The organism is Magnetospirillum sp. SS-4, assembly GCF_902729425.1.
Lineage (GTDB): Bacteria > Pseudomonadota > Alphaproteobacteria > Rhodospirillales > Magnetospirillaceae > Phaeospirillum.
In genome coordinates this window covers 18,555-41,777 of the sequence record NZ_CACVCH010000049.1, presented here as the reverse complement: position 1 = coordinate 41,777, position 23,223 = coordinate 18,555, and the positions used below count along the sequence as shown (strand labels likewise).

At 66.5% G+C, this 23,223-nt stretch carries 22 protein-coding genes; 12 read left to right on the top strand and 10 right to left on the bottom strand.

Annotation, left to right across the window (positions count from 1 at the left end; all coding sequences use genetic code 11):
- Positions 1-69 precede the first annotated feature (69 nt).
- On the bottom strand, positions 70-825 hold the full coding sequence (locus MTBSS4_RS07270) for a metallophosphoesterase (RefSeq protein ID WP_173982738.1): 756 nt from the start codon (positions 823-825) through the stop codon (positions 70-72).
- Between the two features lie 91 nt (positions 826-916).
- Here MTBSS4_RS07270 and MTBSS4_RS07265 point away from each other — a divergent pair, with 91 nt between their 5' ends.
- From MTBSS4_RS07265 to MTBSS4_RS07215, 11 genes are all read left to right on the top strand, one after another.
- The gene (locus MTBSS4_RS07265) at positions 917-1,288 is read left to right on the top strand and encodes a hypothetical protein (protein ID WP_254432430.1); all 372 of its coding nucleotides are present in this window, start codon (positions 917-919) and stop codon (positions 1,286-1,288) included.
- Positions 1,289-1,409: 121 nt separating this feature from the next.
- Positions 1,410-4,625 carry a CHAT domain-containing tetratricopeptide repeat protein gene (locus tag MTBSS4_RS07260; RefSeq protein WP_173982737.1) on the top strand — a complete coding sequence of 1,072 codons (3,216 nt, stop codon included), beginning with the start codon at positions 1,410-1,412 and terminating at the stop codon, positions 4,623-4,625.
- Positions 4,626-4,685: 60 nt separating this feature from the next.
- Positions 4,686-5,120 carry an FdtA/QdtA family cupin domain-containing protein gene (locus MTBSS4_RS07255; RefSeq protein WP_173982736.1) on the top strand — a complete coding sequence of 145 codons (435 nt, stop codon included), beginning with the start codon at positions 4,686-4,688 and terminating at the stop codon, positions 5,118-5,120.
- A 4-nt stretch (positions 5,121-5,124) separates the two neighbouring features.
- Positions 5,125-6,069 carry an NAD(P)-dependent oxidoreductase gene (locus MTBSS4_RS07250; protein ID WP_173982735.1) on the top strand — a complete coding sequence of 315 codons (945 nt, stop codon included), beginning with the start codon at positions 5,125-5,127 and terminating at the stop codon, positions 6,067-6,069.
- Positions 6,069-7,121 carry a dTDP-glucose 4,6-dehydratase gene (rfbB, locus tag MTBSS4_RS07245; protein ID WP_173982785.1) on the top strand — a complete coding sequence of 351 codons (1,053 nt, stop codon included), beginning with the start codon at positions 6,069-6,071 and terminating at the stop codon, positions 7,119-7,121. The genes MTBSS4_RS07250 and rfbB overlap by 1 nt, the downstream gene beginning before the upstream one ends.
- Before the next feature lie 21 nt (positions 7,122-7,142).
- The gene (locus tag MTBSS4_RS07240; protein WP_173982734.1) at positions 7,143-7,610 is read left to right on the top strand and encodes a cupin domain-containing protein; all 468 of its coding nucleotides are present in this window, start codon (positions 7,143-7,145) and stop codon (positions 7,608-7,610) included.
- Complete coding sequence (locus MTBSS4_RS07235; RefSeq protein WP_173982733.1) at positions 7,607-8,851, top strand: class I SAM-dependent methyltransferase; 1,245 nt, start codon at positions 7,607-7,609, stop codon at positions 8,849-8,851. The genes MTBSS4_RS07240 and MTBSS4_RS07235 overlap by 4 nt, the downstream gene beginning before the upstream one ends.
- A complete protein-coding gene (locus tag MTBSS4_RS07230) occupies positions 8,851-9,912 on the top strand; it encodes an NAD-dependent epimerase/dehydratase family protein (RefSeq protein WP_173982732.1) in 1,062 nt (353 codons plus the stop codon). The genes MTBSS4_RS07235 and MTBSS4_RS07230 overlap by 1 nt, the downstream gene beginning before the upstream one ends.
- Position 9,913: 1 nt before the next feature.
- Positions 9,914-10,831 (top strand): Gfo/Idh/MocA family protein, encoded by a 918-nt coding sequence (locus MTBSS4_RS07225; RefSeq protein WP_173982731.1) that lies wholly within the window; start codon positions 9,914-9,916, stop codon positions 10,829-10,831.
- Between the two features lie 171 nt (positions 10,832-11,002).
- The gene (locus MTBSS4_RS07220) at positions 11,003-11,893 is read left to right on the top strand and encodes an FkbM family methyltransferase (protein WP_173982730.1); all 891 of its coding nucleotides are present in this window, start codon (positions 11,003-11,005) and stop codon (positions 11,891-11,893) included.
- A 28-nt stretch (positions 11,894-11,921) separates the two neighbouring features.
- Complete coding sequence (locus MTBSS4_RS07215; protein ID WP_173982729.1) at positions 11,922-12,569, top strand: trimeric intracellular cation channel family protein; 648 nt, start codon at positions 11,922-11,924, stop codon at positions 12,567-12,569.
- A 222-nt stretch (positions 12,570-12,791) separates the two neighbouring features.
- Here the strand turns inward: MTBSS4_RS07215 and cysQ are convergent, their stop codons facing one another.
- From cysQ to MTBSS4_RS07170, 9 genes are all read right to left on the bottom strand, one after another.
- Positions 12,792-13,571, bottom strand: coding sequence for a 3'(2'),5'-bisphosphate nucleotidase CysQ (cysQ, locus tag MTBSS4_RS07210; protein WP_173982728.1), 780 nt, complete (start codon positions 13,569-13,571; stop codon positions 12,792-12,794).
- Positions 13,568-15,793, bottom strand: coding sequence for a xanthine dehydrogenase family protein molybdopterin-binding subunit (locus tag MTBSS4_RS07205; RefSeq protein WP_173982727.1), 2,226 nt, complete (start codon positions 15,791-15,793; stop codon positions 13,568-13,570). Before MTBSS4_RS07205 ends, cysQ begins: the two co-directional genes overlap by 4 nt.
- 25 nt (positions 15,794-15,818) lie before the next feature.
- On the bottom strand, positions 15,819-16,376 hold the full coding sequence (locus MTBSS4_RS07200) for a peptidylprolyl isomerase (protein ID WP_254432429.1): 558 nt from the start codon (positions 16,374-16,376) through the stop codon (positions 15,819-15,821).
- A 7-nt stretch (positions 16,377-16,383) separates the two neighbouring features.
- Positions 16,384-16,863, bottom strand: a complete 480-nt coding sequence (locus MTBSS4_RS07195) for a peptidylprolyl isomerase (protein WP_173982726.1) — start codon at positions 16,861-16,863, stop codon at positions 16,384-16,386.
- A gap of 74 nt (positions 16,864-16,937) precedes the next feature.
- Positions 16,938-17,444 carry a pantetheine-phosphate adenylyltransferase gene (coaD, locus tag MTBSS4_RS07190; RefSeq protein ID WP_173982725.1) on the bottom strand — a complete coding sequence of 169 codons (507 nt, stop codon included), beginning with the start codon at positions 17,442-17,444 and terminating at the stop codon, positions 16,938-16,940.
- Positions 17,437-20,127 (bottom strand): DNA gyrase subunit A, encoded by a 2,691-nt coding sequence (gene gyrA / locus MTBSS4_RS07185; RefSeq protein ID WP_173982724.1) that lies wholly within the window; start codon positions 20,125-20,127, stop codon positions 17,437-17,439. The genes coaD and gyrA overlap by 8 nt, the downstream gene beginning before the upstream one ends.
- Positions 20,128-20,446: 319 nt before the next feature.
- Positions 20,447-20,920, bottom strand: coding sequence for a hypothetical protein (locus tag MTBSS4_RS07180; RefSeq protein WP_173982723.1), 474 nt, complete (start codon positions 20,918-20,920; stop codon positions 20,447-20,449).
- 13 nt (positions 20,921-20,933) lie between these two features.
- Positions 20,934-21,341 carry a metal ABC transporter ATP-binding protein gene (locus MTBSS4_RS07175; RefSeq protein ID WP_173982722.1) on the bottom strand — a complete coding sequence of 136 codons (408 nt, stop codon included), beginning with the start codon at positions 21,339-21,341 and terminating at the stop codon, positions 20,934-20,936.
- A 458-nt stretch (positions 21,342-21,799) separates the two neighbouring features.
- Entirely contained in the window at positions 21,800-22,057 is a 258-nt protein-coding gene (locus tag MTBSS4_RS07170) for a hypothetical protein (RefSeq protein WP_173982721.1), read from the bottom strand.
- A gap of 150 nt (positions 22,058-22,207) precedes the next feature.
- On the opposite strand from MTBSS4_RS07170, the gene MTBSS4_RS07165 reads away from it, so the two are divergent.
- On the top strand, positions 22,208-23,206 hold the full coding sequence (locus MTBSS4_RS07165; RefSeq protein ID WP_173982720.1) for a class I SAM-dependent methyltransferase: 999 nt from the start codon (positions 22,208-22,210) through the stop codon (positions 23,204-23,206).
- Positions 23,207-23,223 lie beyond the last annotated feature (17 nt).

Genomic DNA, 23,223 nt, shown 5'->3' with positions numbered 1-23,223 from the left:
TGAACCACCCGCCGACGATAAACCACCCGGCGGTTCAGCGACAGTGGCGGCGATCACATCCGCGCCGCGTCATATGTCCAGCAGCAGAGGCTCGAAATCGCTGTTCTCGGGCGTGCCGCGCTGGCGGCTGACCACCCGGGTCCGGCCGATGCGATAATCGCAATCGGCGTGGCTGTGGCCGTGTATCCACAGGTCGGGACCGGCCTCGATCAACAAATCGTCCAACGGCGTCACCGAGGCGGCCTGGGGAACATGCCCGGGCCGGCGGCGGGGCAAGCCGCGCTCGGACGGCAGGTGATGGGTGACCACGACGGTGGGGATATCCAGCGGCTTCGCCAGTTCGGCGGCAAGAAAATCGCGGGAGGCCCGGTTGGCCGTCAGAACCGCCGCCGGATTCAGGCGTTCACCGTTGCCGGCGGCGCCGTGGCGGTAATCGGGCATGGTCTGGCCGGCCGACGCCATGGTGGCCGCCACGTCGCCGTCGAGGCTGTAATCGGTCCACAAGGTGGCGCCCAGCAGGCGCAGGCGGCGCCCCCCCAGGTCCAGCACCGCCGCCTCGTCCTGAAGAAAGCGCAACCCGGCGATTCCGGCCGCCGCCCGGCGCAGTTCGGCGATGGGCGAGGCCCCGTCGGCATGATGCCAGTACTCGCGATTGCCAGCCACCATCACCATGGGACGGCCGGCGAGGTGGCGGGCGACCCAGGCCAGGCCGTCGAGCCCCCAGCCGACATCGCCGGCCAGGACCAGCAGGTCGCAGGAGAAGGCGGGCGGAGTCCAGTCCCCCTTCTCCACATGCAGGTCGCTCATCACCGCCAGCCTGACCATCGTCCCTCCGTCGCGCCGGCCGCACCATAGCTTGACGGCGGCGGCTTCGAAAGCGACAACAGCGCCAAGTGATCCAGGGGAGTTGCCGCCGGTGTCCGATCTTGCCCTTCACGCCCCCATGCTGCGCTTCGTCGCCGGCAAGCTTGAGCAATCCCAGGCCGCCGATCCACGCGCCGCCACCCTGGCGGGCATCCTGCGCGAGGCCGCCGGCCATGCCGAAGCCGCCACGCCGATGATCGTGGCGGCCGACCGGCTGGAACTGACCGCCCGGGCCTTCGCCGGCTTCGCCGCCGTCTTGCAGAAACAACTGCTTCCCGAGGCGGTGGCGCACCGCAATCAGGCCGGCGAGGCCCAGATCCGCCAGGGGGTCGAATCCGCCATGGCGGCGGTCAGCCTGCTGTTGTCCAGGGCCGCCCTGGGGACCGGCGAGACCGTCCGCCTCGACCTCTCTCCCCTACCGTGACCAGGACGGCATGTGGGGCGCGCCGTTCGCCACGGTCGCCAGGAAAGGGCCTTTTGTGGTAAGGATGGAAGGCGAGGTGACAGGCCCCACGGCCGCCCATCCCCGAAATCGTGAGGCCACCATGGCGAGATCGCGTTTTCCCGCCGCTTTCCTGTTCCCGCTGGCGGTCCTGGCCGGCCTGACCGCCTGTCAGGCCGATACCCGCCCGGTGGTATCGCTGGACGAGGCCCGCAAGATCACCGCCGGCTTCAGCGCCCAGGGCTTCGTGGCGCCGCCGCGTTCGGCCAACGACATCCTTGCCCTGCTCGACCAGGAAAAGCCCGACGGGGAGCGCATCGCCCGGGAACGGGCCAAGGCCGACGCCCTGCCCCCGGCCACCCTCCCCCCCAGGGAACTGGCCGCCTTTTATCAGGCTCGCGCCATGGCGGCGGCGGCCCTCGGCCGCACCGGGCAACAGATCGACGACCTGACGAAGGCGCTGGAGATCACCCGCGCGCGCCCCGCCGGCCGCAGCGACATCTCGCAATTGCTGCAACAGCTCTCCTATGCCCATTTCAAGGCCGGCAACCAGGACGAGGCGACCCGCATCCGCAAGGAACAGCAGAAGGTTCACGAGCAGGCCGGAGCGCCGCAAGGCCGCCTGTTCGGCATCTATTCGAGCCTGATCGCCGCCCTGGCCAACCAGGGCGAACTGGGGGAAGCCCACGCCTATCTCGACCGCATGAAGGATCTGCTGGAGCAATCGCGGAACTGGGGACGCGGGGCCGCCTACGCCGAGAACGGCGACATCTGGGAAAACCAGTATCTGGCGGCGCAGTCGGTCTTCCACGAGCAGACCGGGAAGCTGGCCGAGGCGGAGGAACTGCGCCGCCGCGAGATCATGGGCTGGAACCGGATCCTCGATGGCGGCGCCCCCGCCCGCCAGGGGTTCCGTCCGTTCCGCAATCAGGCCCAGAAGCATCTGGCCAGGCTTCTCTCGCGCCAGGGCCGGGTGGTCGAGGCCGAGGTCGAGGCCCGGCGGGGCCTGCTGGACCAGTTGCGCGAAACCGGGCGCTTCTCTCCCGAAACCGCCGAGATGCTCATGACCCTGACCGAGGTGGTGGCGCAGCAGGGCCGGTGGAAGGACGCGGAAAAACTGGCCGAGGCCACCATCGAGATCTACCGCCGCACCGGTCACGGCCCCAACTCGTGGTCGCTGGCCGGAGCCAGAAGTAATCTCGGCATGGTGCTGATGCTGGCCGACCGCCCCGCCGAGGCGCTGGAAACCTTTCAGTCCCTGGCCGCCGACATCGGCAATGACCAGCTCATGGCCTGGCGCTTCCTGAACCGCAACATGTATTTCGCCGACGCCCTGATCGCCGCCGGCCGGATGGCGAAGGCCCACCCCCTGCTGGAACGCATGGCGGAACGCCGCGCCGCCACCTTCGGCCCCGACCATCCCGACACCGCCGAAGCACGCGGCATGCTGGCGGTGGTCCAGACCGAGGTCGGAATCTCGCCCGCCGATTCGTTCCGGCAGGCGGTTCCGGTGCTGCTGTCCCGGACCAACCGCTCCCAGGCCGAGGATTCCGGCGAGGCCAGCGTCGCCCACGAGAACCGTCGCCGCCTGATCCTGGAATCCTATATCGGCCACCTCACCGCCGGAAGGGCCGAGCCGGCCGCGGTGGCGGAAGCCTTCCGCGCCGCCGATTCGGTCCGCAGCCAGGTCGTCCAGAAATCCCTGGCGGCATCGGCGGCCCGTTCGGCCACCAACGACCCGGACCTGAGCGACCTGGTCCGGCGCGAGCAGGACGCCGACCAGCAGTTCGTCGCGCAACAGAGCATGCTGGCCGATCTGCTGGGATTGTCCCCCGACCAGCGCGACGACAAGGTGGTGGAGGCGTTGCGTCAGCAGGTGTCCAGGCTGAAGGCATCGCGCATCGCCCTGCGAACCGAGATCGAACGGCGCTTTCCCGCCTATGCCCGGCTGCGCGACCCGCCACCGCCCGGTCTCGATCAGGCGCAAGCCGTGCTGCGAAAAGGCGAGTCCCTGATCTCAATCCTGGTCGGCGCCAGACGCAGCTATGTCTGGGCGGTGCCGCACGGAGGACGCGCCGCCTTCTCGGTGGTGCCCATGGGACGCGACGAGGTCCGCAAGCTGGTCGCCAACCTGCGCGCCCCCATGGAAGCCGACTTCTCCGATCTGAGCGATCTTCCGGACTACGACATCGCCGAGGCCCATCGCGCCTATCTGGCGTTCCTGGAACCGGTGAAGGCCGGCTGGAACGGCGCCGACAGCCTGCTGGTGGTCGCCGACAAGGCGCTGGGACAACTGCCCTTCGCCATCCTGGTCACCGAACCCCACCAGCGGATTCCGGAGGTGGACGGACAGGCCTTCCTGTCCGGCTATCGTCCGGTTCCCTGGCTGATCCGCCGGATGGCGGTCACTCAATTGCCGTCGGTGGCCTCTCTGGTCGGATTGCGACAGATGGCGCCGGGGTCCGACGCGCGCAAGCCGTTCATCGGATTCGCCGACCCGTGGTTCAATCCCGATCAGGCGCGGCGCGGCGCGTCCGAACTGGCCGCGCGCGGTCTCGGCCTCGCCTCGCGCGGCGCCCCGCGTCCGCCGGACCGGCCGGCGACGGGAATTTCACTCGATCTTCGCGCCGTACCGACGACTCGCGGCATGGACAGCGCCGGATTGCAAAGGCTGCCGCGCCTGCCGGAAACCGCCGACGAGGTAATCAACGTCGCCAGGGCGCTCAACGCCGACCCCGCCGTCGACGTTCTTGTGGGCGCCCGGGTCAACGAGAAAACGATCCTGTCCATGACGTTGTCCGACCGCAAGGTGGTGATGTTCGCCACCCACGGACTGATTCCCGGCGACATCGACGGATTGACCCAACCGGCGCTGGCCCTGTCGCCGCCCAACGTCACCGGAATCTCCGGCACCGGCCTGCTGACCATGGACAACGTTCTCAGCCTGAAGCTGGATGCGGATTGGGTGGTGCTGTCGGCCTGCAACACCGCGTCGGGCGACGTCGCCGACGGCGAGGCCATTTCCGGTCTGGGACGGGCGTTCTTCTATGCCGGCACCCGCGCGGTGCTGGTGACCCACTGGGCGGTGGAGACGACCTCGGCGGCGGCGATCACCTCCGGCCTGTTCAAGCGGGTGGGCGAAATCAGGGGGCTGTCGCGGGCCGAAGCCCTGCGCCAGACCATGCTGTCGCTGATCGACGGACCGGGAGCGGTCGACCCCAGGACCGGAAAAACCCGATATTCCTACGCCCATCCGCTGTTCTGGGCCCCTTACGCCCTGGTTGGCGACGGCGGCGGAACACAACGCCAGACCCCGTGACAGGGTAGATAATCCAGGGTAAACAGGTCGGCGATCCGCCACCGGCAGGAAACATGCATCATGAGCTTGGTTAGACCCGCGTCCTTGCCCCGGCTTGCCGATCTGCGCCAGATCGACCTGCCCATGGTGTCCGACGGCAGCGAGTGGCTGGTGGCGCTGGAAGATTCCCGCGTCAGCATGACCATCCGGCGGGTGTTCTCGGTCCATGTGGACAAGGCCGCCCATCGGGGCGAGCACGCCCACATTCTGTGCAACCAGTTCCTGGTCTGCCTGACCGGCCGCATCGAGGTCGTCTGCGACGACGGCAGCCATCGCTCGCATGTGCTGCTGGACACGCCCGGCCGCGGCCTGTTCGTGCCCGCCGGTATCTGGGCCAGCCAGGACTATGCCGATTCATCGACGCTGATGGTCTTGTGCGACCAGCCCTACGACCCGGCGGACTACCTTAGAGTCTATCAGGATTTCCTGACTTACCGCGCCAAGGGGGAGGGGTGAGAGCATGCGTTTCGTCGTCACCGGGGGGCTGGGCCATATCGGCTCGCGTCTGATCAGATATCTGCCGCAGCGCTTCAAGGGCGCCGAGATCGTCATCATCGACAACATGGCGACCCAGCGCTATCCGTCGCTGTTCGACCTGCCGGACGAGGGCCGCTACCGCTTCGTCGAGGCCGACGCCACCACCGTGGCGCTGGAGCCGCTGTTCGAGGGCGCCGACGCGGTGGTCAATCTGGCGGCCATCACCGACGCCGCTGGCAGCTTCGCCAACCGCGAGAAGGTGGAGCGCGAGAATTACGGCATCACCGAGCGGGTGGCCCTGGCCTGCGTCGCGGTGGGGGCGCCGCTGATCACCGCGTCGTCCACCAGCGTCTACGGCACCCAGAAAAGTCGGGTGGACGAGGATTGCGAGGCCTCCGACCTCGCGCCGCAAAGCCCCTATGCCGAGACCAAGCTGCGCGAGGAAGCCCTGGTGGCCGAACTGGCCGCCGGCCGGGGGCTGAAGGCCACCATCTTCCGCTACGGCACCATCTTCGGCGTCTCGCCCGGCATGCGCTTCCACACCGCCGTCAACAAATTCTGCTGGCAGGCGGTGCTAGGCCAGAAGCTGACGGTGTGGCGCACCGCCTATGACCAGATGCGGCCCTATCTCGACCTGTCCGACGCGGTCGAGGCCATCGCCTTCGCCGTCGAGAAGAAGATGTTCGATGCCCGCGTCTACAACGTGGTCACCTCCAACCACACCGTCCGCGACGTGGTCGAGGCCATCCGCGCCCGCGTGCCCTCGACCGAGGTCACCTTCGTGGACGAGCGCATCATGAACCAACTGTCCTACGAGGTGGACAACACCCGCATGCTGGCGGCCGGCTTCCAGTTCAAGGGCAGCCTCCAGACCGGGCTGGCCGAGACCATCGCCCGGCTGCGCAACATGAACGGCGGGGCGGCGTGATGCGGGCACTGGTGACGGGGGGGGCCGGCTTCATCGGCTCGGCCCTGGTCCGCCAGCTGATGGCGGAAACCGACTGGCAGGTGATGACGGTCGACAAGCTGACCTATGCCGGGCGGATGGAAAATCTGGACGGCGTGCTGGGCCAGCCCCGCCACGGCTTCGAGCGGGAAGACATCGCGGATCGCGCCGCCATGGAACGCCTGTTCACCCAGTTCAAGCCGGACGTGGTGTTCCATCTGGCGGCCGAGTCCCATGTGGACCGCTCCATCGACAGCGCCGGCGAATTCATCACCACCAACATCGTCGGCACCTTCGTGCTGCTGGAAGTTGCACTGACCCATTGGCGGAGCCTGGAGGGCGCCGCCAGGGACGGCTTCCGCTTCGTCCACGTCTCCACCGACGAGGTCTACGGCTCGCTGGCCCCCGACGACATGTTCCGCGAGACCTCGCCCTACCAGCCCAATTCGCCCTATGCCGCCAGCAAGGCCTCGGCCGACCTGCTGGTGCGGGCCTGGGTCAAGACCCACGGCCTGCCGGCCGTCATCACCAATTGCTCGAACAATTACGGCCCCCGGCAATATCCGGAAAAGCTGATCCCGCTGACTATCCTCAACATGGCCGAGGGCAAGCCGATTCCCATCTATGGCGACGGCGGCCAGATCAGGGACTGGCTGCATGTGGAGGATCACGCCCGGGCGCTGCGGCTGATCGCCGCCCGTGGCCGCATCGGCGAGACCTATTGCATCGGCGGCGAGGCCGAATCCACCAACATGGATCTGGTGCTGACGCTGTGCTCCGCCTTCGACGCGCTGCGACCCGATGTCGCTTGGGCGCCGCACAAATCGCTGATCACCCATGTCAAGGACCGCCCCGGCCATGACCGGCGCTACGCCACCGACATCACCAAGCTGAAGACCGAACTGGGCTGGGCGCCGACCTGGACCCTGGCCGACGGCCTGGCCTCCACCATCGGCTGGTACCTGAACAACCGCTCCTGGTGCGACGCCATCGCCGAGGGCAACGCCGCCCGGACGCGGCGCGGCCTCGCCTGAACCAATCCCTGGAGACCTCCCATGACCGCCCATATCGATCCCGTCACCCCCGAGGAACAGGCGAGCTGGCCGCCTTTCGACAAGGTGGTCAAGCTGGAGAAGGCCTTCACCGATGCGCGGGGCACCATCCAGCCGCTGGTGGACCGGCTGATGAAAAGCGCGGTGCTGATCGAATCGAAGAAAGGTTCCTTGCGCGCCAACCACTATCACAAGACCGACTGGCATTACTGCTACGTGGTCTCGGGCTCCATCGAGTACTGGCACCGCCCCACCGGCTCGACCGAGCCACCGACCCAGCTGCTGGTCAAGGCGGGCGAGATGGTGTTCACGCCGCCCATGGTCGATCACGGCATGGTGTTTCCCGAGGACACCACCTTCCTGACCCTGTCGCGCAATTCCCGCGACCAGGACTCCTACGAGGCCGACGTGGTCCGCATCGACCTGCTGGCCGCCGAGGGCCTGACCTCGTGGAAACCGGACGATAAATGAGCTCCGACCACCACCGCCGCGACACCTGCCGGCTGTGCGGCAGCCGCCGCCTGCCCCTGGTGCTGGCCCTGGCGCCGACGCCGCCGGCCAATGCCTTCGTCCCGGCCTCGGCGCTGGACCGGCCGCAGGAGCGGTTTCCGCTGGACGTGTTCTTCTGCGAGGATTGCGCCCACGTCCAGTTGCTGGACGTGGTCGACGCCCGCGTGCTGTTCGAGCATTACGTCTACGTCTCGGGCACCTCGCCGGTGTTCGTGCGCCATTTCGAAAGCTACGCCGCCTTCGTGATGGAACGCTTCCGGCCGCCCGCAGGCGGGCTGGTGCTGGACATCGGCTCCAATGACGGCACCTTGCTGTCGTTCTTCGCCAAGGCCGGCATGCGGGTGCTGGGCATCGATCCGGCGCGTGAGATCGCCGCCGACGCCACCCGGCGCGGCATCGAGACCCTGTGCGGCTTCTTCGGTCCCGATCTGGCGGTGGAAATCGTCGCCGGCCGGGGCAAGGCCGCCATCGTCACCGCCAACAACGTCTTCGCCCATATCGACGACCTGGGCGGCGTGGCCGAAGGCGTGCGCGGCCTGCTGAGCCCGGACGGCGTGTTCGTCTTCGAGGTGTCCTATCTGGCCGACGTGGTCAGGGACACCCTGTTCGACACCATCTATCACGAGCATCTGGACTATCACTCGGTCAAGCCGCTGGTGGGCTTCTTCAAGGCCCACGGCATGGAGCTGATCGAGGCCATCCGGGTGGACTCCCACGGCGGCAGCTTGCGCGGCATCGCCCAGTTGAAGGGCGGCCCCCGCAAGGTCGGAGATTCGGTGGCAACAGCCCTGGCCGAGGAAGAGCGGCTCGGCCTGGACAAGGCCGGGACCTTCCGCGCCTTCGCCCGCGACATCGACGCCCTGGGCGCCGAACTGTCCGGCCTGCTGAAGCGCCTCAAGGCCGAGGGCAAGCGCATCGCCGGCTTCGGCGCCCCGGCCAAGGCCACCACCTTGATGTATCATTTCGGCATCGGCCCCGAACTGGTCGACTTCATCGTCGACGACAGCCCGCTGAAGCAGGGGCTGTTCACGCCGGGCATGCATGTGCCGGTGCTGTCCTCGGCCGCCCTGGCCGAGAGGAAACCGGACTATCTGGTGATCCTGGCCTGGAACTTCGCCCGTCCGATCATCGACAAGAACGCCGCCTTCGCCGCCGCCGGCGGCCGCTTCATCATTCCCATTCCCAAGGTCGAGGTCGTGTGATGACCGAGTTCCTCCTGACATCCGACATCGCCGAGATCTGCGACCGCCTGGGCGATGCCGCCCACGACTTCGCCGGCAAGACCGTGCTGCTGACCGGCGGGCGGGGCTTTCTCGGCCGCTATTTCATGGAGGTGTTCGCCCATCTCAACGCCCATGTGCTGAAAAAGCCGGTGACGCTGGTGGCGGCGGACAACCTGATCACCGCCGGCAAGGAAGGCGCCCAGATCGCCGAATATCCCCACACCCAGTTCATCCAGCACGACGTCATCCAGCCACTGAAGTGGAAGGGCCGGCTCGACTACGTCATCCACGCCGCCGGCATCGCCAGCCCGTTCTACTACCGCGCCTATCCGCTGGAAACGCTGGAGGTGGCCATCACCGGCACCCGGCGGATGCTGGAACTGGCGACCAGCCACAAGGCCCGCTTCACCTTCTTCTCGTCGTCCGAGATCTACGGCGATCCCGATCCCAAGCACGTCCCCACCCCGGAAAGCTATCGCGGCCACGTCTCGTGCCAGGGGCCGCGCGCCTGCTATGACGAGTCCAAGCGGGTAGGCGAGACCCTGTGCTACATCTTCCACGGCGAGCACGGCACCAGCACCAACACCATCCGCCCGTTCAACGTGTTCGGCCCCGGCATGCAGGAGACCGATTACCGGGTGCTGCCCAATTTCGCCAACCGCATCAAGGCGGGATTGCCGCTCAACGTCTACGGCTCGGGCAACCAGACCCGGACCTTCTGCTACATCACCGACGCCATGGTGGGCTTCCTGCTGGTGATCCTGAGGGGCGTGCCCGGCGAGGCCTACAACATCGGCAATCCCAAGCCCGAGATTTCCATGGTGGATCTGGTCCAGCGCATCCAGACGGTGTCGGGCAATCCGGTGACCTACAACATCATCGAATATCCTGATTCCTACCCCGCCGACGAACCCAACCGCCGCTGTCCCGACATCAGGAAGGCGCGGCTGCAACTGAAGTTCGAGCCCTCGGTGGACCTGGACGAAGGCCTCCGGCGCTTCCTCGGCTGGGCCGACGGCGTCTATACCGGCGAGCAATAGCATGGTGCGCCTCGCCCTGATCGGAGCCGGGCGCTGGGGCCGCAATTACATCCGCACCATCGCCGGCCTGCCGGGCCTGCGCCTCGTCCGCATCGCCAGCGGCAACGCCGGGACGCTGTCCCTGGCACCACCGGGCTGCATCGTCGAGCCCGATTGGCGGACTGTCGTCGCCGCCGACGACGTGGACGCGGTCATCGTCGCCACCCCTCCCGCCACCCATGCCGGGATCGCCCTGGCCGCGATCAGGGCCGGCAAGCCGGTTCTGGTGGAAAAGCCGCTGACCCTGGACCTGGCCGAGGCCGAGGCGGTGGCGCGCGCCGCCGAAGCCGCCGGGGTGCTGGTCTGGGTCGAGCATACCCAATTGTTCCAGCCGGCCTGGGCGGTGCTGAAAGCCGCCCTACCCTCGCTGGGGCCGCTGCGCGCCATTCGCGGCGAGGCCGGCAATCACGGCCCCTTCCGCCGCGAGCCCCCGGTGCTGTGGGACTGGGGCGCCCACGACGTCGCCATGGCGCTGGACCTGATGGGGCGGCCGCCGCGATCCTGCTCGGCCCGCACCGAGGAGCGGCGCGACATGGACGGTGGCGAGGGGGCCCTGGTGGCGCTGACCCTGACCTTCGCCGATGGAATCGAGGCCCGCATCCGCTGCGGCAATCTGATGGAGCACCGGGTGCGCCGCTTCGCCGCGCATGGCGAACGCGGCATCTTGCTGCTGGACGACACCGCCGCCGACAAGCTGACCCGCCACCCGCCCACCAACGGCTTCGCGTGGCCCGCCGGCCCCGGCGAGCCCCTGGCCGTGGAGCCGGAATTGCCGCTGACCCGCGCCGTCCGCCTGTTCGCGGCGGCAGTGGCGGCCGGCGGAACCGGCGACCACGCCCTGGGCGTCGCGGTCGTCCGCACACTGGCCGCCTGCCAGTGACATGATGCCGATGGCCGTCCGCATACCACAATCGCTTCCCCCGGCATTCGCCGTCGGTGAAAGTATCCAGGAGAAACAAGCCCGTCGCCAGTCTGGCCCGACTTGATCCGCTCCGGATAGTATGGGATGAGTCTGACGCGGTTCGGCCGCCGGAATTGACCAGGAGTCGGCATGGCCAAGTCACCCAGTTTTCAAGACATCATCGACAATCCAATTCCCCAGATCAGCATCGTTGACGTCGGCGCCATGAGCGAAGGCCAGGAACGCTACGACAAATTGCTGGGAAGCGGCCTGGCGACGGTTACCGGCTTCGAACCCAATCCCGAGGAATTCGCGCGCCTGCAAGGCCGTCCCGGTCCCTATCGCTATCTGCCGGTATTCCTGGGCAATGGCGAACCGGCAACGTTCAACGTCACCCGGTATCCGGGGTGCAGCTCACTGCTGCTCCCCAACCCCGAGGTGATCGACCTGTTTTCCACCATCGGCGCCACCCTGGCCGAGGATAATTTCCGCGTGGTCCGGTCCGAGGAGGTGCAAACCACCCGCCTGGACGATATCGACGACCTGGAAGTGGATTACATCAAGCTGGATGTCCAGGGATCGGAGCTGGAGGTCATGCGGCATGGCACCGGCAAGCTGGCCGATACCGTGGTGATCGAGTGCGAAGTCGAGTTCATGCCGCTTTACCGGGATCAGCCGCTGTTCGGCGACATCCAGGTGTTCCTGCGCGATCAGGGATTCGTGCTGCACAAGATGATCGATTGCGCCGGCCGTCCGTTCCGGCCGTTCCAGCCGCCCAATCCGTTTCTGCCCATGAGCCAGCTGCTGTGGGCCGACGCCATTTTCGTTCGCGACTTCACCCGGCTGGATGCCTATGGCGACGACGCCCTGCTCAAGGCCGCGGCGGTGCTGGACGTGGTCTACGGCTCGTACGACCTGGTGACGTTGCTGCTGGGAGAATTCGACCGCCGGCGCTGCACCCAGATCCGGGCGCGCTATCTCGCCTCGCTGCGGCAACGAAACCTGTTGCTGCATTTCCTCAACATCAAGGACCATTGTTAACGTCCCCCAACCAACGGGAAGGTGTCCGATGACCGACCAGTTCACCCTTCCCCTGGCCTTCGACGTGGGCGCCACCTTCTTCTTCGCCATCACCGGCGGCCTGACCGCCATGCGCAAGGAATACGATTTCGTCGGCGTCTTCTTCCTGGCCCTGATCACCGGACTGGGAGGCGGCCTGCTGCGCGACGGCCTGTTCCTGCAACAGGTTCCGGCGGTGATGGCGTCCCATTACCTGATCGCCGTCTTCGCCGCCGTGGTGGTCAGCCTGGTGTTCGGCGACATCTTGAACCGCTTCACCCTGATCTTCTTGTCGGTGGACGCGCTGGGACTGGGCCTCTACGCCATGGTCGGCACGCAAAAGGCGCTGATGGCCGGACTGTCGTGGGGGTCCGCCCTGCTGATCGGCGTCATCAACGCGGTCGGCGGCGGCGTGATCCGCGACCTCATCACCCGCGAGGAACCGCTGGTGTTCCGCCCCGGCGAGTTCTATGCCGCCGCCGCCCTGGCCGGCAGCGCGGTCTTCGCCCTACTGGTGCTGGGATTGGCAATTCCGGCACAGCCGGCGGCCCTGGCCGGAATCGCCACGATCTTGCTGATCCGCTTCGTCTCGGTGCGATTCGGCTGGCAGACCAAGGCCGCCCGCGCCCTGATCGGCCGCAAGACGCCCAAGCCGTAAGCCAAGCCCCCCACCAACGAGAAGGCCGCCGGCATTGGGTCCGGCGGCCTTTACTTACGCTTGGTTCCGGGGCGCCTGCCTGCGGCGGAAACGCCACCGCAACCGTCATCGGCTTGCCGACACCCCCACAGTCACCGTTCGTGCATCGCGGTGACCGTCAAGTGGCCGAGGGGACAGCCACCTTGGAATAGTAAGGGAAAATCGCCAAAAAAGCAAGGAAATTCAAGACTTGCCCCGGGCGATGAAATCAGGATTGCGGAAATTGGGCTTGGCATAGGCCAGCGGCAGACCGTCGAAAGTGGTGACGCTACCGCCGGCGGCCAGCAGCACCGCCGAGGCGGCGGCGGTGTCCCATTCCGAGGTCGGACCGAAACGGGGATACAGGTCGGCCGATCCCTCCGCCACCTTGCAGAATTTCAGCGACGAGCCGGCGAAATCGAGGCTGGCGCCGGGAAACCGGGCCATCCAGGCTTCCAGCGCCGCCGGTTCGCGGTGCGAACGGCTGGTCAGCACCACCGCACCGACGGCGGGCAGCGGCCGGCAGGCGATGGCGGCGCGGTGTCCGTCCGGGTCCACCCGGAAGGCCCCTCGCCCGGCGGCTCCCGACCACAACACGCCCTGGGCCGGCGCCAGCACCACCCCCAGGACCGGCACACCGTCCCGGATCAGGCCGATATTGACGGTGAACTCGCCATTGCGCTTGACGAACTCCTTGGTTCCGTCCAGCGGGTCCACCAGCCAGAACGGACCATCACCGACCTCGGGAATCCGTCCCGCCGCCGCTTCCTCCTCGGCCACCACCGGAATGCCGGGGGTCAGCTCCGCCAGGCCGGGCAGGATGATGGCCTCGGCCCGCTGGTCGGCCGCTGTCACCGGCGAGGAATCGCCCTTGGTCTCGACCGCGAAGTCCGAGTGATAGACCTCCAGGATGGCGGCGCCGGCCCGGCGCGCCAGGTCCTCCAGGGGGGCCAGCAGCGTGGACGGGTCGGCGGGCAGGGTCATGCGGGTGTCTTTCTCAGGGTTTGCCAGATCGCCAGCGGCGTCGCCGGCATGTCGATGTGACGGATGTCCAGCGCGTCGCACAGGGCGTTGATCACCGCCGGGGCGGCGCCGATGGTGCCGGCCTCGCCGGCCCCTTTGATGCCGAGCGGATGGGTGCGGCAAGGAATCTCGATGGTGGAGAAGTCGATATGGGGGATGTGTTCCGCCCTCGGCACGGCATAATCGATCAGGCTCGACGTCAGCGGCTGGGCGCTGCCGGGATCGAAGCGGGCATGTTCCAGCAGCGCCTGGCCGATGCCCTGGACGGCGCCGCCGATGATCTGCCCCTTCAGCAGCAGCGGATTGAGCACCACGCCGACATCGTCGACGATGGTATAGCGCTTGATCTCGGGCTCGCCGGTCTGGGGATCGACCTCGACCTCGCAGACATGACAGCCATTGGGAAAGGTCGAGGCCTCGGGCTTGAAGCGCGAGACCGCGGTGATGGGACGGCCGTGCTCGCGCAGCACCTCGGCGAAGGCGACCGAACGCGACCCGGCGGCAAAGCGGCCGGCGGCGAAGGTGGTCTCGGACGGTTCCGCCTGCATCAGGCCTGCCGCCAGGGGCCTTAGCCGGTCCACCAGTTCCTCGACCGCCCGGACGATGGCGCCGCCCTGCTGCGACAGCGACCGCGACCCACCGGTACCGCCCCCCGTGGCGATGCGCCGGGAATCGCCCTGGACGAAGCGGATTTCCTCCGGGGCCAGTCCCAGTTCGGCGGCGATCATCTGGGGAAAGGCGGTCTCGTGCCCCTGGCCGTTGGACTGGGTGCCGACCAGCAGTTCGGCGGTGCCATCGGGATGCAGCGTCAGGTCGGCGGCCTCGCCGCCGGTGCCGCCGCACACCTCGATGTAATAGGCCAGCCCGATGCCGCGCAGCCTTCCCCTTGTCCGGGCCTCGGCGCGGCGGGCCTCGAATCCGGCCCAGTCGGCGCGGGCCAGCGCCGCTTCCATCACCCGGGCGAACTCGCCCGAATCATAGGTGTGACGCCCCTGGGTGGCATAGGGAAACGCCTCGGGCCGAATAAAGTTGCGCTCTCTGATCTCCACCGGTGATAGCCCGGTTTCGCGGGCGGCCACGTCCACCAGCCGCTCGATCAGGTAGGCGGCCTCGGGCCGGCCGGCGCCGCGATAGGCGTCCACCGGAGAGGTGTTGGTGTAAACGCCGCGCACGCGGGCGTGAAAGGCGGGAATGTCGTAGACCCCGGTCAGCATGCCGGTGCCGGCCAGGGTGGGAACGAAGGCGCCGTAAAGCGACACATAGGCCCCCAGGTCGGCGGTGGTCTCGACGCAGAGCCCCAGGAAGCGGCCGTCCCTGTCCAGCGCCAGCCGGGCGGTACTGGCATGGCCGCGCCCGTGGGTGTCGGACAGGAAGCTTTCGGTGCGGTCCGCGACCCACTTGACCGGACGGCCCAGGCGCCGCGCCGCCGCGAGGGCCATGACCTGCTCGGGAAACGGGCCGATCTTGAGGCCGAAACCGCCGCCGACATCGGGGGTGATCACATCCAGCGTCTCGGGCGCGACGCCCAGAATGCCGGCCAACCCGTCCCTGACCGAATGCACCCCCTGACTGCCGGCGATCATTTCCAGCCTGCCGCCGGCCAGCGGCCGCGCCAGGCAGGCGCGCGGTTCCATGGCGGTGGGGGCGAGGCGGTTGTTGACCAGCTCAAGCTCCACCACCCGCGCCGCGCCCGCACAGGCGGCATCGACCGCCGCCCGATCGCCCATTTCCCAGACCAGAGCCGTCTCGGTGGCGGCGGCAATGGTGCCGGCCGCCGCAGGCAATTCACTGTAATCCACCGTCACCGCCTCGGCGGCATCGCGGGCCTGAAGCGCCGTTTCCGCCACCACGAAGGCGACCGCCTCGCCGGCATAGCGGACCCGGGGGCCGGCCAGGACCGGCCGCAGGCGGGGCGGCGGCTGCCCCTGGGGCATGAAGCCGCACGGCATGGGGCCGATGCCGTCACGCGCCATGTCTTCGGCGGTCAGAACCAGCAGGACTCCCGGCATGGCGCGGGCGGAATCGGCATGGACGACGATGTCGGCGTGGGGCAGCAGGCTGCGCACCACCCAGCCGCATGCCTGACCGTCCAGGTCGATATCGTCGGTGTAGCGGCCGCCGCCGACGAGAAAGCGCCGGTCCTCCAGCCGCGATGGCGATTGCCCGATGCCGAAACGGCGCATGGCGGGCGGCCTGACCGAATGCGCCTTACTTCCGGATATCCGACATGATCTGCGCCCGCAGCAAGATATCGGGCTTGGAAACGACGCCGCCCTCGGCGGGATTGCCCTTCTTGATGCGGTCGACGCTGTCCATGCCCTCGATCACCCGGCCGACCACGGTATACTTGCCGTCCAGGTGGGGGGCCGAGCCCAGCATGATGTAGAACTGGGAATCGGCGCTGTCCGGGCTGGCGGAACGGGCCATGCCCATGACGCCGCGCGTGAACGGCTCGCCGCTGAACTCGGCGCGCAGCTTGACGCCCGATCCGCCGGTGCCGGTGCCGGTGGGGTCGCCGCCCTGGGCCATGAAGCCGGCGATGACGCGATGGAACGGGGTGCCGTTGTAAAAGCCCTTGCGCACCAGTTCCTTGATGCGGGCGACGTGATTGGGGGCCAAGTCCGGGCGCAGCTCGATGGTCACCTGGCCGGTGGCCAGTTCCAGCACCAGGGTATCGTCGGGGCTGGCGGCGGCGGCGGGCTGGAAGGCCGCCAGGACGAGGGCCAGGGCGGCAAGGGCGATGCGCTTGGCGAAGGTGGTCATCATGGTGTCGTCAGTCCTGGCAATCCGCCGCGACACGCAGGCGGATGATGGAATCGGGAGAATCGACGCTGCCATTGGCCCGGGCGCTGCCCCGCTTGATGGCGTCCACATGGTCCATGCCCTCGGTGACCTGCCCCCAGACGGTATACTTGCCGTCCAGGTGCGAGGCGGGCTCGAACACGATGAAGAACTGGGAATCGGCGCTGTCCGGGCTGGCGGCCCGCGCCATGGAGCAGGTGCCGCGCACATGCTTCTCCTTGGAGAACTCGGCCTTGAGGTTCTGACCGGAACCGCCGGTTCCGGTGCCCTTGGGACAGCCGGTCTGGGCCATGAAGCCGTCGATCACCCGATGGAACTTGAGGCCGTCGTAAAAGCCCTCCCGCGCCAGTTCCTTGATGCGGGCGACATGGTTGGGGGCCAGATCGGGGCGCAGTTCGATGACCACGCGGCCATCCTTCAGGTCCAGGTAAAGAGTATTCTCGGCGTCCACGCGGTCCTCCTCGTCCTTGGGCCGGCCCGCCGGAACCATTTCCGCCCGGACCGATGACTGTCTCTGCCGACTGGCTATGCCAACTGGCTGAATTTCTCGTCCAGTCTCGCCTTCACCCGCGAGCTGACGAACTGGGAGATGTCGCCGCCCAGCCGCCCGATCTCCTTGACGAAGCGCGACGAGATGAACTGGCAGCGTTCGGAGGCCATCAGGAACATGGTCTCGATCTCGGGGCTGATGCGGGCGTTCATGCCGGCCATCTGGAATTCGTACTCGAAATCCGACACGGCGCGCAGGCCGCGCACGATCAGATTGGCGCCGCAGGACTTGCTGAAATTGACCAGCAGGGTCTCGAAGGGGCGGACCTCGATGCTGACGCCCTGGGTGGCGATGAGATCCGCCATCTCGGCCTCGGCCATGGCTACCCGCTCGTCCAGGTTGAACAGCGGCCCCTTGCCGGCATTGACCGCCACGGCGACGATCAGGTGGTCCACCTGCCGGGCGGCGCGGGCGACGATGTCGAGATGGCCATTGGTGATGGGATCGAAGGTTCCGGGATACAATCCGACACGTCTAGTCATCCTCGCCTCCCGCCACGGCCTCGTCACCGTCCAGGTCCCCGCCGGCATCCTCGCCGTCGTCGTTTCCGCCGGCGATGTCGCACAGCCTGGCCGCCGACACCACCCGCTCGCCCTCGGCGGTGCGCAGCAGGGTGACGCCCTGGGTGCGGCGGCCGACGATGCGGATGTCGTCGACCGGCATGCGGATCAGCTTGCCGCCGTCGCTGACCAGCATGATGTCGTCCTCATGATTGACGGGGAACGAGGCCACCACCGGACCGGTCTTGTCGGTCATGTCGATATTGGCGATGCCCTGGCCGCCACGGCCGGTGATGCGGTACTCGTAGGCCGAGGTGCGCTTGCCGAAGCCGTTCTCGGTGACCGTCAGGATATATTGCTCTTGCGCCGCCATCTTCTCGGACTGGTCGGCCGGCAGGTCGCCGCGCAGGTAGGAATCGCGGGTCTCGGACTCGAAATCCACATGGCGGAGGATGGACATGGAGATGACCTCGTCCCCGTCCTCCAGCCGGATGCCGCGAACGCCGGTGGAATCGCGGCCCTTGAAGACCCGAACCTCGGGAACCGGAAAGCGGATGGCCTTGCCCATGCGGGTCGCCAGCAGCATGTCGTCGGTCTCGGAACAGGTCTGCACCGCGATCAGCCGTTCGCCGTCCGACAGCTTCATGGCGATCTTGCCGTTGGCCCGGACCTCGGTGAAGTCGGACAGCAGGTTGCGCCTGACGTCGCCGTTCGAGGTGGTGAACACCACATGCAGGTCGCCCCAGGTGGATTCATCCTCGGGCAGCGGCATGATGGTGGAGATGGTCTCGCCCTCGTCCAGCGGCAGCAGGTTGACCATGGCCTTGCCGCGCGCCTGGGGATTGCCCAGCGGCAGGCGGTAGACCTTCAGCTTGTAGGCGATGCCCGACGACGAGAAGAACAGCACCGGCGTGTGGGTGTTGACGACGAACACCTGGCTGAGGAAGTCCTCGTCCTTGATGTTCATGCCGGAACGGCCCTTGCCGCCGCGCTTCTGGGCGCGATAGGCCGACAGCGGCACCCGCTTGATGTAGCCGGTGTTGGTCACCGTCACCACCATGTCCTCGCGGGCGATGAGATCCTCGATGTCGGCCTCGAACTCGTTCTCCTCGATGGTGGTGCGCCGGGCCGTGGCGAACTGCTCGCGGATTTCCAGCAGTTCGGCCCGCATCACCTCGAACAGACGCGGCCGCGACGACAGGATTTCCAGGTATTCCTGAATCTGGCGGCCGATCTCGCGCAGTTCATCGCCGATCTTGTCGCGCTCCAGCCCGGTCAGGCGGTGCAGGCGCAGATCCAGGATGGCCTTGGCCTGAATCTCCGACAGCCTGTAGGCGCCGTCGGCGATGCCGCGCCCCGGTTCGTCGATCAGCTGGATCAGCGGCGCCACGTCGCCCACCGGCCAGGCGCGGGCCATCAGCTGCTCGCGGGCGGTGGCGGGATCGGGGGCCGAGCGGATCAGGGCGATGACCTGATCGATATTGGCCACCGCGATGGCGAGCCCGGCCAGGACGTGGGCGCGGTCGCGGGCCTTGCCCAGTTCGAAGATGGTGCGCCGGGTGATGACCTCTTCCCGGAAATTGATGAAGGCCCTGACGATGTCCTTCAAGGTCATCATCATTGGCCGGCCGCCGTTCAGCGCCAGGCAGTTGACGCCGAAGCTGGTCTGAAGCGGGGTGAACTTGTAGAGCTGGGCCAGCACCACGTCGGCGATGGCGTCCCGCTTGATCTCGATCACCACCCGGACGCCGTCGCGGTCGGATTCGTCGCGCAGGTCGGAAATGCCCTCGATCTTCTTGTCGCGCACCAGTTCGGCCAGCTGTTCCAGCATGCGGGCCTTGTTGACCTGATAGGGCATCTCGGTGACGACGATGGCCTCGCGGTCCTTGCGGATGTCCTCGATATGGACGCGGGCGCGCATCACCACCGAACCGCGCCCGGTCAGTTGGGCGGCACGGATGCCGGAGCGGCCGAGAATGGTGCCGCCGGTGGGGAAGTCCGGCCCGGGGACCAACTCCATCAGCCGCTCGGGCGTCACCTCGGGATCGTCGATATAGGCGCAGCAGGCGTCGATCACCTCGCCCAGATTGTGGGGCGGGATGTTGGTGGCCATGCCGACGGCGATGCCGCCGGCGCCGTTGACCAGCAGATTGGGAAAGCGGGCCGGCAGCACCACCGGCTCGTGCGTCGATTCGTCGTAATTGGCCTGGAAATCGACGGTGTCCTTGTCGATGTCCTCGATCAGGGCGTGGCCCGAGCGCGCCAGCCGGGCCTCGGTATAGCGCATGGCCGCCGGCGGGTCGCCGTCCATGGACCCGAAATTGCCCTGGCCGTCGATCAGCATCAGCCGCATGGAGAAGTTCTGCGCCATGCGCACCATGGCGTCGTAGATCGAGGAATCGCCGTGCGGGTGATACTTACCCATGACGTCGCCGACGATGCGGGCCGACTTGCGGAACGGCTTGTTGTAGTCGTATCCGGCCTCCTTCATGGCGAAGAGGATGCGGCGATGCACCGGCTTCAGACCGTCGCGCACGTCGGGAAGCGCCCGGCTCACGATCACGCTCATGGCGTAATCGAGATAGGAGCGCTTCATCTCGTCTTCGATGGTGACCGGGGTAATATCGAATTGTGGCGACGCAGGAGGCGTTGTCAAAGAGTTCATCCCGTCGATGGAACAGAAATCCGCGCCGAATTCGGCCGGAATCGTTGTGGCGCAAGCTAACAGATATCTCGCAGTGCGACAACTCCGAGGGCGCCGCCGCGAGAGCGGTCGGGTAAAGGAGCGCGCGACAGGGCGACGGAACCGCGAATCAATCGATGGCTTTCCGAACCGGCGCAGGGGAGGGCGCCACGGAGATGGACACGGCGGCCGGCGCGGAGGCATTCACCGTGGTTGCCGGCGGGGCTTCGCCAGGACAGAAAGCAAAAGGGTGTGGAATTAACGTCATCCCACACCCCGCCTCCGTATAAATCTGATACCCTCAGGTTTCTCCGTAAAGCGTCTTAACTATACCTTCAGCGGCTTCACGGATCGTCGCCTCCTCTTGGTCATAGAATGCGCCATAACCACCGGGATTGGACTCACGACGTACGTCATAGTCCGCAACTAAGGCATTACTAGCCACATCGAAGACCTTGACGGAAACCAGCATGCGATTACCACCAGCGAACGCGCCGGCGAAAAACCGCGACGCGGTGCTGGCGACACGCATATCACGGATATCCAGCTTCAGCGAAATCAGTTTGTTGCCCTGCGGCCTCTTAGCCAGCTCGGCAGCGACGGCTTTCTCCAACTTCACAGAAATATCAGTCATCACGCCGATGACATTGGCCGTGGCTTCGATCTTCGCGACCGCCAACGAGGCGCGGTGCTCCGAAGGCAAGGCCATGCGCTGAGAAATTGTCGTGGAGCAGGCGGACACCGTGAAAGCAGCCAGAAGGATAACCCATTTCATAGCGCCACCCATTTCAGATCACCGACTTCTGGACTTCGGTTGGCTGCACCGGTTGGGGCCTTTCGACTGGAGATAAATTGCAGGCTTTTTGAATACCCGCCTGTTCAAGCGCGTCGCGCTCCCCCTTCAGTCGGCCATATTCAGCCGCTTCTGCGCCATCACCACCTTCGAGGAAGAAAAGGGCAGGCCAGAACAGGGCCAAACCAACCCCCATCTGGGCAGCATCGTTGTCAGCCAACTTCTCTAGGCTTCCGTGCAATTCGTTAGCTCGACGAGTCACTCGCTGCATTTCGCCGGAAATCTCGCTGCAGGAATGGCTTTGATATTGTACTGGCGAAATATATGAGGTTGCGATCTTATCGGGCTGCGATGCGCAGCCAACAGTTGTAAATACCATAAAAGAAGCGATCAATTTTCTCATTCCACCCATCCTCTGTCAGTGATTATTTGGAACCGCCCGGCGAACTTGCTCGGCTTCCCGACGGTGACCACCTGGAACCTGCACTCCGCATATACGAGCAGCAAATTCCACGACCATCCCGCCCCAGCATGGCCCCACAACTGCCGATCGGCATGCCAATGCGGTGACGACAAAAACGGTCAATACATACTAATTTTAAACGCCCTTAGTGTTATAAAACCACACATGAGCGGCTTAAACAACAACACTTTCCCTAAATTCGATATAATCTATTATTGAATGCTCCGTAAAACTTTTAATAAATAACATCATATGCCGTATAACTATTTCATAAGTAACAACTCTGGCGCGTTAGGTGCGTACTAGAGAACCTACTGGTGGCACAGACGTACTAACCCTGCTCAAAAAAGCAAAAACCCCAGTTCCTGCGGTGGAGGCGAGATGCAGAAGCTGATTTCCTACCAGTTCGACTGCGGCGGCGGAGCGTCATTGTCCAAGGGTCTTGCCGGTGCGGGCCGCATCTCGTCGAATATGTCGCGCAAGGGTGCGGACAGACCCGCCACGCCAGCGGCAACGCCCGCCCGCCCACTGGCAGCCACGCACTCCAGAACCTCGCGCCCGTAAGGGGCCATGACCTCGTCGCTGTCCACCAGATCGTTGGCCAGCAAGCGTTTGATCCATTGACACCGCATGCCCAGACGCTCGATTCCCCCCATTCCAACGCCTCCGCTCATTCAAGGGCGGACTCCTTGAATCACACGCGAATTCAAAAACTGGTCCATGGTGAGGTGCCGGGATAGGGGTATGCTCCGTCCCGGCGTTTCAATACACTCGCCCACAGCCGGCCGTGCCGCTCGATCGAGGGGATGATGGAAGAAAGCCAGGACATCCGCCCGGACTTCGCCACCGCAGCCGGGATGTGCCTCGACGGACGATATGTGGATGCCTTCGAGGCCTGCATCAAGGCGTTCGGAGGCGAGCCGGATTCACCGGCGCTTCTCGACCTCGGCCTTCAGACCCTGGTCCTGCGCATCATGGTCGCCGCGCCCGAGGCACATGTCGAAGCCCTGGCCGGGCGCTGGATCGCCGGCTGCCGGTTCGGCAATCCCGACATCGCCGAGGTGATCCTGACCGACGCCTTCCGGGATGATCCCCAGGCATACGATTTTTTCGGCAATTTCGCGGCCCTGTCGGTCAGGCTCGGGCGCGGCGACAGCGCCGTCCGCCTGTTCTCCCACTGCCTGGGGCCGGAGCTTCCCGCGCGGATCGAGCGCCACGCCATCGAGGAGAAATACCGCGACGGACTGGACACCTACGACGAGGTCTTCCTGCACGACATGGCCGTCGACAGGTTCCTGGCGTTCCTGTCGCCCCGGCTGGAACCGGACGGAAACCTGGACATCGTCGACGCCTGCTGCGGCACCGGACTCGCCGCCCCCCACCTGAGACCGCTGGCCCGCACCCTTGCCGGAATCGACCTGTCGGCATCCATGCTGGAACGGGCGCGTCGGCGCGACCTGTACGATTCCCTGACCGTCGGCGACGTGGTCGCGGAACTGGAAGGACGGGTGGCCGATCTGGTCGTCTGCTGCGGCGCCGCCAATTACTTCCGGGACCTGGCGCCGCTGGGGCGGGCGGTGTTCCAGTGCCTGCGCCCCGGCGGCCTGTTCGCCTTTTCCGATTTTCCCGCGCCGGACGGAGTGATGATTACCACCGGCGGCAGTCTGCGCTATTGTCGGGGCAGGCGGACCGTTCGGGACATGATGTCGCGAATCGGCATGGAGGAGGTCGGCTGCGACCTGGGCGTGATGTACGGACTGCCATGCTATCTCTGGATGTTTCGCAGACCGGGCGCGGCCCCATGAGCGGACAAGCCCCGCCA